The sequence below is a fragment of the Xanthobacter sp. AM11 genome (assembly GCF_047444035.1).
Taxonomy (GTDB): Bacteria; Pseudomonadota; Alphaproteobacteria; order Rhizobiales; family Xanthobacteraceae; genus Xanthobacter.
Genome location: NZ_JBLAOA010000001.1, coordinates 2,287,744 through 2,299,651, shown reverse-complemented (window position 1 = coordinate 2,299,651; position 11,908 = coordinate 2,287,744). Strand labels below are relative to the sequence as shown.

The 11,908-nt window shown below is 65.3% G+C and carries 11 protein-coding genes; 10 read left to right on the top strand and 1 reads right to left on the bottom strand.

Annotation, left to right across the window (positions count from 1 at the left end):
- The first annotated feature begins 68 nt into the window (after positions 1 to 68).
- The 5 genes from ACI7BZ_RS10625 to ACI7BZ_RS10605 all read left to right on the top strand — a co-directional run bounded on the left by ACI7BZ_RS10625 (position 69) and on the right by ACI7BZ_RS10605 (position 5,632).
- Positions 69 to 416: a DUF736 domain-containing protein gene (locus tag ACI7BZ_RS10625; RefSeq protein ID WP_414119140.1), complete on the top strand. Its 348-nt coding sequence runs from the start codon at positions 69 to 71 to the stop codon at positions 414 to 416.
- A gap of 3 nt (positions 417 to 419) precedes the next feature.
- Positions 420 to 1,193 carry a lytic transglycosylase domain-containing protein gene (locus tag ACI7BZ_RS10620; RefSeq protein WP_414117131.1) on the top strand — a complete coding sequence of 258 codons (774 nt, stop codon included), beginning with the start codon at positions 420 to 422 and terminating at the stop codon, positions 1,191 to 1,193.
- A 244-nt stretch (positions 1,194 to 1,437) separates the two neighbouring features.
- Complete coding sequence (locus tag ACI7BZ_RS10615) at positions 1,438 to 3,177, top strand: relaxase/mobilization nuclease domain-containing protein (protein WP_414117130.1); 1,740 nt, start codon at positions 1,438 to 1,440, stop codon at positions 3,175 to 3,177.
- Between the two features lie 24 nt (positions 3,178 to 3,201).
- Positions 3,202 to 5,190, top strand: coding sequence for a conjugal transfer protein TraG (locus tag ACI7BZ_RS10610; RefSeq protein ID WP_414117129.1), 1,989 nt, complete (start codon positions 3,202 to 3,204; stop codon positions 5,188 to 5,190).
- Positions 5,191 to 5,197: 7 nt separating this feature from the next.
- Positions 5,198 to 5,632: a CopG family transcriptional regulator gene (locus ACI7BZ_RS10605; RefSeq protein ID WP_414117128.1), complete on the top strand. Its 435-nt coding sequence runs from the start codon at positions 5,198 to 5,200 to the stop codon at positions 5,630 to 5,632.
- Here ACI7BZ_RS10605 and ACI7BZ_RS10600 read toward each other — a convergent pair.
- On the bottom strand, positions 5,629 to 6,891 hold the full coding sequence (locus tag ACI7BZ_RS10600) for a DUF6035 family protein (RefSeq protein ID WP_414117127.1): 1,263 nt from the start codon (positions 6,889 to 6,891) through the stop codon (positions 5,629 to 5,631). The two genes, ACI7BZ_RS10605 and ACI7BZ_RS10600, sit on opposite strands and share 4 nt — an antisense overlap.
- Positions 6,892 to 7,093: 202 nt before the next feature.
- Between ACI7BZ_RS10600 and trbB the strand changes: the two genes are divergently transcribed.
- The 5 genes from trbB to trbJ are packed head-to-tail and all read left to right on the top strand — an operon-like array spanning position 7,094 to position 11,897.
- The gene (trbB, locus tag ACI7BZ_RS10595; RefSeq protein WP_414117126.1) at positions 7,094 to 8,080 is read left to right on the top strand and encodes a P-type conjugative transfer ATPase TrbB; all 987 of its coding nucleotides are present in this window, start codon (positions 7,094 to 7,096) and stop codon (positions 8,078 to 8,080) included.
- A complete protein-coding gene (locus tag ACI7BZ_RS10590) occupies positions 8,077 to 8,409 on the top strand; it encodes a TrbC/VirB2 family type IV secretion system protein (RefSeq protein ID WP_414117125.1) in 333 nt (110 codons plus the stop codon). The genes trbB and ACI7BZ_RS10590 overlap by 4 nt, the downstream gene beginning before the upstream one ends.
- A complete protein-coding gene (locus ACI7BZ_RS10585; protein ID WP_414117124.1) occupies positions 8,409 to 8,690 on the top strand; it encodes a VirB3 family type IV secretion system protein in 282 nt (93 codons plus the stop codon). Before ACI7BZ_RS10590 ends, ACI7BZ_RS10585 begins: the two co-directional genes overlap by 1 nt.
- Before the next feature lie 14 nt (positions 8,691 to 8,704).
- Positions 8,705 to 11,137, top strand: a complete 2,433-nt coding sequence (gene trbE, locus ACI7BZ_RS10580; RefSeq protein ID WP_414117123.1) for a conjugal transfer protein TrbE — start codon at positions 8,705 to 8,707, stop codon at positions 11,135 to 11,137.
- A gap of 1 nt (position 11,138) precedes the next feature.
- Positions 11,139 to 11,897 carry a P-type conjugative transfer protein TrbJ gene (trbJ, locus tag ACI7BZ_RS10575; protein WP_414117122.1) on the top strand — a complete coding sequence of 253 codons (759 nt, stop codon included), beginning with the start codon at positions 11,139 to 11,141 and terminating at the stop codon, positions 11,895 to 11,897.
- Positions 11,898 to 11,908: the final 11 nt, after the last annotated feature.

Genomic DNA, 11,908 nt, shown 5'->3' with positions numbered 1-11,908 from the left:
CCGCTTCGCCATCGGCGGGAGCGGTGCCCGCCGATGGCTTTCTCAACGCCACCGCCAAGGAAATCACCATGCCACAGATCGGCACATTCACTCACGACGAAAGCGGCTTCATCGGACATCTGACGACGCTGCTGCTGAGCCAGGACGTCATCGTCATCGTGGCCGAACCGTCCGATGCCGAGAACGCTCCCCAGTATCGCGTCCACGTCTTCGACGGCATGAACAACGAAGCCGCCGCTGAGATCGGCGCCGGATGGAAACGCACCGGCGAGAAAGCCGGTGACTATATCGCGCTGCTGATCGACGATCCGACATTCCCGCATCCGATCCGCGCCAATCTCTTCCGCGACGATGACGCCGGCAGCGCCTGGTCGCTGCACTGGTCGCGTCCCCGCGATCGCGGCGAGAAGGACTGAGCGATGGCGGCGCGTCATCGCCCCATGAGCCAACCGCGTGCGTCCGGGCTGTATCGCGCTGCCCGGCGCATGGCTCTCCTTCTCCTTTCCGGCCTTTCCCTCGCGAGCGTCATGCCGGCGGTCACGATGGCGCAGGACATGCCCATCGCGCGACCGTCGCCGCGCGAGCGCTATGCCGATCATATCGCGGAGGCCTCGCGGCGCTTCGGCGTTCCGATCGCGTGGATCAGGGCCGTGATGCGCGCCGAAAGCGCCGGAGAGCCGCGCGCGCTGTCCTCAGCCGGTGCGATGGGCCTGATGCAGATCATGCCCGCGACCTGGACCGATTTGCGCGCGCGGCACGGCCTCGGCCGCGATCCCTACGACCCGCGCGACAACATCCTCGCGGGCACGGCCTATCTTCGCGAGCTGCACAATCGCTACGGCTCGCCGGGATTTCTCGCGGCCTACAACGCCGGACCCGGACGCTATGAGGAATCGCTTTCCGGCCGCCCGCTGCCGGCGGAGACGCGCGCCTATGTCGCCTTGCTCGCGCCCTTCATCGACGGTTCCGCCAGCACGAATCCGATCGCTGTCGCCGCGATCGACCGAGCGGCCTGGACACGGGCGCCGTTGTTCATCGTGCAGGCCGTCCGCACCTCGACCGCCGCTTCCGTGCCGGCCGAACGACCTGCGGATGAAGCCCCGGCCGCGACCGCCGTGCGCGATGTTTCCGCCATCGTGCCGCAGTCGAACGGACTGTTCGTGGCGCGGACTGCCGTCGGAGAGCCGCGATGACGGGGCACGGCAGCATTCGCAAAGGATCGCAGCCCAGCGTATCGGAGAGGACGCAGAGGTGGGAGGCAGGCAACACGACCGGAGGATGGCGAGATAAAAAGCCGCGAGGTGCGGCGCCGGTCGGTTGTGGTTTTTCAAGGGGTTATGAGGCGATTTCGCGAGGTGCGGGAATTTCGCGCACCTCGCGGCAAACCCGTTTTCCCAGGAATTTCCTGCGCTTGGCGCGATGTGCGAAGCATCGGCCATGACCGGCGACAGCGAATTCCGCGTCCGGCCAGGCCGCATCCGCTCGACGCGGGCACAGGCGGCGCGTCCCTTCATCGCACAGGCGCTTGCGGCCGCGCAGAAGGCCGGCGCCCGTGTTTCCCGCTCCGGCCGGATCAGCCCCGGCAATCGCTCGACCTTCGGGCGCGGACGCACGGCGAGCGTTCGCGCCAACCGCCTCCTGACCGGGCGCTCGCGCATCGTCGTCATCAAGACGCGGGTCGTCCGTCACACCGCGCGCTCCGCGCCGGTCGCCGCCCATCTCACCTATCTGCGCCGCGAGGGCGTGACCCGCGACGGGGAAAAGGCGCGGCTGTTCGGACCGGATATCGACGAGGTGGATGGCCGCGCCTTCGCCGAGCGGTGCCAGGACGATCGGCATCACTTCCGCTTCATCGTCTCGCCGGAGGACGCCGTCGACATGGCGGACCTCAAATCCTTCGCCCGCGATCTCATGGGGCAGTTGGAGAAGGATCTCGACACGAAGCTCGACTGGGCTGGCGTCGATCACTGGAACACCGACAATCCGCACGTCCATATCCTCGTGCGCGGAAGGACCGATGACGGCCAGGACCTCGTCATCGCGCGCGACTACATCAAGGAGGGTATGCGCGCCCGCGCGGCCGATCTCGTCACGCAGGAGCTTGGCCCGCGCACCGATCTCGACATCCATCGCAATCTGGAACGTCAGGTCGAAGCGGAACGCTGGACGCAGCTCGATCGCCAGCTTGTTCGCGACGGTCGCGACACCGGCGTCATCGACATGGCGGTCGATCCGAAGTCACCGCCCGACGAATATCACGCGCTGAAGGTCGGGCGGCTGCGCAAACTCGAAACCCTCGGCCTCGCCGAACAGGTCGGCCCGGGCCAGTGGATGATCGACGACAAAGCCGAGGCGACGCTGCGCGAACTCGGCGAGCGCGGCGACATCATCAAGCGGATGCACCGGGCGTTGACCGAGCGCGACATCGAACGCGGCTCAGCCAGCTATGTCCTCGCCGCAGAAAGCCTCGAAACGCCGATCATCGGCCGTCTCGTTGACCGCGGTCTCGACGATGAACTGAAGGGCACCGCCTACGCCGTGGTCGACGGGGTCGATGGCCGAACACACCACATCAAGCTGCCCGACCTCGACGCGGCCGGCGATAGCGCGGCGGGCTCGATCGTCGAGCTGCGCAAATTCGACGACGCGCAGGGCCAGCGACGTGTGGCCATCGCCGTCCGCTCCGATCTCGACATCGATCGGCAGATCACGGCGACGGGCGCGACCTGGCTCGACCGGCAGAATATCGCGCGCGAACCGGCGGCGCTGTCCGAGGGCGGCTTCGGCGCCGCGGTTCGGGAGGCGATGGATCGGCGCGCCGATCATCTGGTCGGACAGGGCTTGGGCGAGCGGCGCGGGCAGCGCGTCACCTTCAATCGCGGGCTGATCGACACGCTGCGTCGCCGCGAGTTGGAGTCGGTTGGCGAGAAGCTCGCGGCCGAGACCGGACAGCCCTTTAATCGCGCGGGAAGCGGCGAATATGTCGCCGGCACGTACCGCCAGCGTCTCACGCTCGCCTCCGGCCGCTTCGCCATGCTGGACGATGGCTTCGGCTTTCAGCTCGTGCCCTGGTCGCCCTCCCTCGAAAAGCAGCTCGGCAAACACGTCTCCGGCGTCGCCCGCGACGACGGCGGCGTCGACTGGAGTTTCGGCCGCAAGCGCGGGCTCGGCCTCTAACCTCTCTCGGAAAGGACCGCCGTCATGTCGGCAACAAAAATCCTCTGGGGCCAGATTCTCACCGTCTTCCTGATCGTGCTCGCCACCACCTGGGGCGCCACCGAATATGTCGTGTGGAAGCTCGGGTTTCAGGCGCAGCTCGGCCCGGCCTGGTTCACGGTTCTCGGATGGCCGTTTTACTACCCGCCCGCCTTTTACTGGTGGTGGTATTTCTACGACGCTTATGCGCCGGCGATCTTCGTCGAGGGCGCCTTCATCGCCGCGTCCGGCGGGTTCATCTCGATCGCGGTCGCGATCGGTATGTCGGTCTGGAGGGCGCGCGAAGCCAAGAAGGTCGAGACCTATGGTTCGGCGCGCTGGGCCGATAAGAAGGAGGTGGAGGCCGCCGGCCTTCTCGGTCCCGATGGCGTTGTGCTGGGGCGCTACGATCATGCCTATCTGCGCCACGATGGGCCGGAGCATGTTCTGTGCTTCGCGCCGACCCGCTCCGGTAAGGGCGTCGGCCTGGTCGTGCCCTCGCTCTTGACCTGGCCGGGCTCAGCCATCGTCCACGATATCAAGGGAGAGAACTGGCAGCTCACCGCCGGCTTCCGCGCCAGGCACGGCCGCGTGCTGCTGTTCGATCCGACCAACGCGAAGTCGTCAGCCTACAATCCCTTGCTTGAGGTGCGTCGCGGCGAGTGGGAAGTCCGCGACGTCCAGAACATCGCCGACATCCTGGTCGACCCCGAGGGCTCGCTGGAGAAGCGGAACCATTGGGAAAAAACCAGCCATGCTCTGCTGGTCGGCGCCATCCTCCACGTCCTCTATGCCGAGGACGACAAGACGCTCGCCGGCGTCGCGGCGTTCCTCTCCGATCCGAAACGCCCGATCGAGTCGACGCTGGCCGCCATGATGAAGACGGCCCATCTCGGCGAAGCCGGTCCGCATCCGGTCATTGCCAGTGCGGCGCGCGAGTTGCTCAACAAATCCGACAATGAGCGCTCGGGCGTGCTCTCTACCGCCATGTCGTTCCTCGGACTTTATCGCGACCCGGTCGTCGCCGAGGTGACGCGGCGCTGCGATTGGCGGATCACCGACATCGTGGGCGACAAGCGACCGACGACGCTCTACCTCGTCGTGCCGCCCTCCGACATCAATCGCACCAAGCCGCTCATCCGCCTGATCCTCAATCAGGTCGGCCGACGCCTGACAGAGGATCTGCAGGCGAAGGCCGGACGCCACCGGCTGTTGCTGATGCTCGACGAGTTTCCGGCGCTGGGGCGGCTGGACTTCTTCGAGTCCGCGCTGGCCTTCATGGCGGGTTACGGGCTGAAGAGCTTCCTCATCGCGCAGTCGCTCAATCAGATCGAGAAGGCCTACGGCGCGAACAATTCGATCCTCGACAACTGTCATGTGCGTGTGAGCTTCGCCACCAACGACGAGCGCACCGCCAAACGCGTGTCGGATGCGCTCGGCACCGCCACCGAGATGAAGGCCATGAAGAACTATGCCGGCCACCGGCTTTCACCATGGCTCGGCCATCTGATGGTGTCGCGCTCGGAAACGGCGAGGCCGCTGCTCACGCCCGGGGAGATCATGCAGCTTCCGCCGGCGGACGAGATCGTCATGGTGGCGGGCACACCACCGATCCGCGCGAAGAAGGCTCGCTATTACGAAGATGCGCGCTTCAAGGAACGCCTCCTGCCGCCGCCAGCGCTTGTGGCACCAGAAAAAGGTCGATCCGACGACTGGACGAGCCTGCCACGTCCTGCTCGACCCGAACCGCTCGAATCCGGGTCCGCGCGCGAAGCCGCCGACGAAGATCCGACCGAGTCGGAACGCCGGCACCAGCCCGAGCTCAACCGCGTGAAGCCGGTCGAAAAGAAGCCGCCTGTCGAGAACGAGTTCGAAATCGATGTCGAGCGTGACGAAGATGACGACGTTGCCGCGCGCAACAGGCGCATGATCCGGATGATGCAGGGCGTGGCGCGCCAGGTGTCGCTCGACCCGAACGACGGCATGGAACTGTGAGGCGCCGATGTCGAAATCACCCAGGAAGCAACGTCTCTCCGTCTACCTCGATCCGGGTGTGATGGGTCGACTCGCCGAACATGCCGCGCGACGTGATCATTCGCGATCTCTGGTCGCGGAGGCGGCGATTGAATCCTTCCTCTCGCCCGATGCGGCCGAACGGCAGGAAGCGGCCATCACCAGGCGGCTCGATCAGCTCGATCGCCACATGGCCCGGCTCGAACGCGACCTCGGCATCGCGGTCGAGTCGCTGGCTGTGTTCATCCGGTTCTGGTTGGCGACGACGCCGGCGTTGCCCGAGCCCGCCGCGCAGGCAGCGCGCGCCAAGACCGGCGAGCGCTACGAGGCCTTCGTCACCGCGCTCGGCCGGCGGCTCGCGAAGGGGCCAAAGCTGAGACAGGAGATCGTTGAGGATGTCAGTCCTCAAGAAGACGAGCGCTAGCGGGTTAACTGGCGCTTCTCGAACAATTCGGGAAAGAGCAGCAGAGCCACTCTACCGGCGTGGCTGTCCGGCCCGGACTGAGCATCTTCCGTCGCCCGAGAGAATTTCGCCACGACGCTGGGCTTGTCGAGAATTTCCGGCACCCCCGTCACCGCGATGACTTTTCGCATGATGCGGGCAAACCTAAAGCGTCGTTCGCTCGCCAAGAATGTGTTGATCACCTCAGTCAGATTTCTTTGCGCCGAACCGACAGGGTTGCCTTCAACGAACGACAATATTGCATTGAGAAGCGCTGCGATGTCGCTTTCCTCAAGCGTCGATGCATCAATCGAATCATCGTCGAGCTTTTTAGCCAGTTCGGAAAACAGTTCTTTTCGAGCCGGCCACGGCGTCCCTTGCGCCGTCGTTGCTGCCAGCCAGCGCGCGCGAAACTCACGATGCCATGGCGGAGGAGGAGCGACCGCATAGGGCAAACCGGACGAAGGCCATTCAAGGTCTGCGAGCGTCGTGATTTTTGAGTTCCAACCAGAGCCGTGTTCCCAGAATGCCCGAACGAGAAAGGCTCCTCTTTCCCGGCTTTCTGAAACCACTTCGTCGTCAAGCGAGAACAGATTCTTGTTGTGAGAGTAGAAGATATCCTCGAAGGCTGTCAGTAGGTGCGCGCGCTCAACAGGCACGAAGTTCCAAGTCAGCCAAATAAGATGCCGCTCTTCGCGCTGATAGAAATCTTCGCGCGCGACAATGATCGGTATCTGTGTCGTTGCGAGCTGGATTTCGATGGCGATCGGCTTTCCGTCGTAGATCGCGCGCACATCGGGACGGCGTCGGCTTTCTCCGCACATGACATATTCGTCGACCACGACGGATCCCGGTTCCGTGCGAGGATCGGCAGCCAGCAGCTCGGCAACCAGATGTTTGACGCGCAGATGCAGAGGACTTTCTTGCGCCCCCTGAAACTGCGAAGCGCTCACGTCATCCGTCGAGCCTGGTTCGCCTGTCCACCACGGACAACTGCGGGGCGCACCCTTGTGGTGTCGCCAGAAAGGCAACCGCGTCTTGGGCTCCCGCGGGGCATAAACGGCAAAGCCGCAATGGTCACAGACGAAAGCGGGCTGTCCTTCATTTCGCGCTCGTGTGGCGGAACGCCTGATCTCTTGGTAGCCGTCTGCATCGACCCGAATCAGGTCATCGCTCGAAATCACACTCATGTCTTGGAGGCGAACGGCGCGCTTCAATGTTCGTTGCAATCGTGCTGTCATTTAGCGCTCCGGTAACAGCGAATCGGTGTGTCTCCTTCGGGTGCGCTCACATCATAACAACGTCGCGATCTACGCTATCTCCTGTATTTGCACGCTACGATACTACGCCAATGAATCTTTGTTGAATCGGCCCAAAATCAGGTCCTTTTAATCATCCCCGTCCGGGGAAGGTCTGTCTCAACCCCGTTTGAATCGGGGTTTCATGGCGGCGTCTCACCAAAATTCGGAAGGTTTCGCGCGCGGCGCGCGGATGCTGCGCACCGCGCTTGGACCCGCCATCGCGCGTTATCTCGACGACGCCAGCATCGTCGAGGTGATGCTGAATCCCGATGGCCGGCTCTGGATCGACCGCCTCTCCGAAGGCCTGTCCGATACGGGAGAGCGACTGTCGGCGGCGGACGGCGAGCGCATCGTTCGCCTGGTCGCCCATCACGTCGGCGCCGAGGTCCATGCTGGCGCACCGCGCGTCTCGGCCGAGCTGCCTGAAACGGGAGAGCGGTTCGAGGGGTTGTTGCCGCCCGTCGTCGCCGCACCCGCCTTCGCGATTCGCAAACCCGCCGTCGCAGTGTTCACGCTCGACGACTATGTCGCGGCCGGCATCATGTCGGCCGAGCAGGCCGTCGCGCTCCGCCAGGGCGTCGCCTCGCGGACCAACATCCTCGTCGCCGGCGGAACATCGACCGGCAAGACCACACTCACAAACGCGCTGCTCGCCGAGGTCGCGAAGACAGCCGATCGCGTCGTGATCATCGAGGACACGCGCGAGCTGCAATGCGCCGCGCCGAACCTCGTCGCCCTGCGGACGAAGGATGGCGTCGCGTCACTCTCCGATCTCGTGCGCTCGTCGTTGCGCCTTCGCCCCGACCGCATTCCGGTCGGCGAAGTGCGCGGCGCGGAAGCGCTCGACCTGCTGAAGGCCTGGGGCACCGGCCATCCCGGCGGTGTCGGCACCATCCACGCCGGCAGCGCCATCGGCGCGCTGCGTCGCCTCGAACAGCTCATCCAGGAAGCTGTCGTCACTGTCCCCCGCGCGCTGATCGCCGAGACGATCGATCTCGTCGCCGTCCTGTCCGGCCGCGGCTCCGCGCGCCGCCTCGCCGAACTCGCCCGTGTCGAGGGTCTCGGCTCTGACGGCGACTACCGCGTCACCCCAATCACCACGACCCCAAACGAAGGAGAATCCGCATGATCTCGCATGCCCGCATATTGCCTCGCCGCCTTATGATGACAGCGTCGGCGATGGTCCTCAGCGTCGCGATGGCTCCCGCCGCCCACGCTTCCGGCTCCTCCATGCCGTGGGAACAGCCGCTCCAGCAGATTCTCCAGTCGATCGAAGGTCCGGTCGCGAAGATCATCGCGGTGATCATCATCATCGTCACCGGTCTGACGCTGGCCTTCGGCGATACCTCGGGCGGTTTCCGCCGGCTCATCCAGATCGTCTTCGGCCTCTCGATCGCGTTCGCCGCGTCGAGCTTCTTCCTGTCGTTCTTCTCGTTCGGCGGCGGAGCGCTCGTCTGATGGCGGGTGTCGTGGATCAGACCGGCGAAGTGCCGGGCTTCACGGTCGCGGTCCACCGGGCGCTGACCGAGCCGATCCTGCTCGGCGGCGCCCCGCGTGCCATCGCGATCATGAACGGCACGCTCGCGGGCGCCGTCGGCCTCGGCCTGCGCCTTTGGCTCGTCGGCATCGCGATTTGGGCGATCGGCCATGTTGCGGCCGTCTGGGCGGCGAAGCGCGACCCGCTCTTCGTCGACGTCGTGCGTCGCCACCTGCGCACCCCCGCCCATCTCGCGGTCTGAGGGAGAGCGTCGCCGTGATGAACCTCGCCGAATATCGCAATCGCAACAGCCGGCTCGCTGACTTCCTGCCTTGGGTCGCCTTAGTGGGCGCTGGCATAGTCCTCAACAAGGACGGCAGCTTTCAGCGCACCGCACAATTCCGCGGACCCGATCTGGATTCGGCTGTACCCGCCGAGCTGGTTGCTGTCATCGGTCGCCTCAACAACGCCTTCCGCCGGCTCGGCTCCGGCTGGGCGATCTTCGTCGAGGCCCAGCGCCACCCCTCGAACCGCTATCCCGACAGCAAGTTTCCCGACGTTGCCTCCGCCCTTGTCGATGCCGAGCGAAAGGCCGACTTCGAGGAAGCAGGCGCGCACTTCGAATCCAGCTACTTCCTGACCTTCGCCTGGCTGCCTCCGGCCGAAGACGCCGCGCGCGCGGAAACCTGGCTCTACGAGGGCCGCGAGAAGTCGGGTATCGACCCGCGCGAGGCGCTGACCGGCTTTGCCGATCGCACCGACCGCATCCTGCGCCTGGTCGAAGCCTTCATGCCGGAGTGCCGCTGGCTCGATGACGCCGCGACCCTGACATATCTACACGGCTGCGTTTCGACCAAGCGCCATCGCGTCCGCGTTCCCGAGACACCTATTTATCTCGATGCGCTGCTCGCCGATCAGCCGCTCGCCGGCGGGCTCGAACCACGACTTGGCGAACAGCATGTTCGCGTCCTCACTATCACCGGGTTTCCGACCGCGACGACGCCCGGTCTGCTCGACGAACTGAATCGCCTCGCGTTTCCCTATCGCTGGTCGACGCGCGCGATCCTGCTCGACAAGACCGACGCGACCAAGCTCTTGACCAAGATCCGGCGGCAATGGTTCGCCAAGCGCAAGTCGATCGCCGCGATCCTCAAGGAGGTGATGACCAACGAGGCGTCCGTCCTCGTTGACACCGACGCCGCGAACAAGGCCGCCGACGCGGACATGGCGCTGCAGGAACTCGGCGCCGACTATGCCGGCATGGCCTATGTCACCGCGACGGTGACGGTATGGGACGCCGATCCCCGCGCCGCCGACGAGAGGTTGCGGCTGGTCGAGAAGGTCATCCAGGGTCGCGACTTCACCGCCATGGTGGAGACTGTCAACGCGGTTGACGCCTGGCTCGGCTCTCTGCCGGGCCATGTCTACGCCAATGTTCGGCAGCCGCCGATCTCCACGCTCAATCTCGCCCACATGATCCCGCTTTCGGCGGTATGGGCGGGACCGGAACGGGACGAGCATTTTGCAGCGCCCCCACTGCTCTTCGGCAAGACCGAAGGCTCGACCCCGTTCCGGCTTTCCATTCATGTTGGCGATGTCGGCCACACGCTGATCGTCGGCCCGACCGGCGCGGGCAAGTCCGTGCTGCTAGCCTTGATGGCGCTTCAGTTTCGCCGCTACGCACGCTCGCAGGTCGTCGCGTTCGACTTCGGCGGCTCTATCCGCGCGGCCGCGCTGGCGATGGGCGGCGATTGGCACGATCTCGGCGGCGATCTTAGCGACGGCTCGTCCGACAGCGTCAGCCTTCAGCCACTCTCGCGCATCCATGATGTGCCGGAGCGTGCCTGGGCCGCCGACTGGCTTGTCGCAATCCTCATTCGCGAAGGTGTGACCATCACGCCGGAAGTGAAGGAACACCTCTGGACAGCGCTGACCTCACTCGCCAGCGCGCCGGTCGAAGAGCGTACCCTTACGGGCCTGGCCGTGCTTCTCCAGTCGAACGACTTGAAACAGGCGCTCCGGCCCTATTGCGTCGGTGGCCCCTATGGTCGGCTGCTCGACGCCGAGCATGAATTTCTCGGCTCGGCCTCCGTCCAGGCGTTCGAGACCGAAGGGCTGATCGGCACCGGCGCTGCGCCCGCGGTCCTCGCGTATCTCTTCCATCGCATCGATGACCGGCTCGATGGCTCGCCGACGCTGATCATCATCGACGAGGGCTGGCTTGCACTCGACGACGGGGGATTCGCCGGCCAGCTCAGGGAGTGGCTGAAGACGCTCAGAAAAAAGAACGCCAGCGTCATCTTCGCCACGCAATCGCTGTCTGACATCGACGGCTCGGCGATCGCGCCGGCCATCATCGAAAGCTGCCAGACCCGCCTCCTGCTGCCGAATGAGCGCGCGATCGAGCCGCAGATCACCGCGATCTATCGCCGTTTCGGTCTCAACGATCGCCAGATCGAGATCATCGCTCGCGCGATGCCCAAGCGCGATTACTACTGCCAGTCGCGGCGCGGCAATCGCCTCTTCGAACTCGGCCTGTCCGCTGTTGCGCTCGCGCTCTGCGCCGCATCCGCCAAGACGGATCAGACGGCCATCGCCCGCATCGTCGCCGAGCATGGCCGCGACGGCTTCCTCACCGCCTGGCTGCACCACCGCGACGTCGGCTGGGCGGCGGATCTCGTTCCCACCCTCACCACCAAGGAGAACTGACATGAAACTGCGCCATTCCCGCGCAGCGCGTTTTGCTGCCGCGTTGCTGACTGCCCCGATCGCGCTCGCGCCCATGCTGGCAACGCCCGCGCACGCGATCATCGTCTACGACCCTACGAACTACGCACAGAACGTTCTTCAGGCCGCTCGCGCGCTGGAGCAGATCACCAATCAGATCACCTCGCTCCAGAACGAAGCGCAGATGCTGATCAACCAGGCGCGCAATCTGACCAGCCTGCCGTTCTCCGCGCTCCAGCAGTTGCAGCAATCCGTCCAGAAGACGCAGCAGCTCCTCAGCCAGGCGCAGAACATCGCCTACGACGTCCAGAAGATCGACCAGATGTTCCAGCTGAAATACGGGAACGTCTCGATGTCGGCGAGTGATCAGCAACTCGTTTCCGACGCGCGTTCGCGCTGGCAGAACACGGTCGGCGGCTTGCAGGACGCGATGCGGGTTCAGGCCGGTGTCGTGGGCAACATCGACACCAATCGCGCGCAGATGTCGGCGCTCGTCGGCCAGAGCCAGGGCGCGACCGGCGCGCTGCAGGCCGCCCAGGCGGGCAACCAACTCCTCGCGCTACAGGCCCAGCAGCTCGCCGATCTGACCGCCGTCGTCGCGGCGAACGGCCGGGCCCAAATGCTGACCGAGGCCGAGCGCACCGCCGCCGCCGAACAGGGGCGTGAGCAGCGTCGTCGCTTCCTGACGCCGGGCGCGGGCTACCAGCCCGGCAACGCCCAGATGTTCAACAACCGAAACTAAGCGGGGGGCGA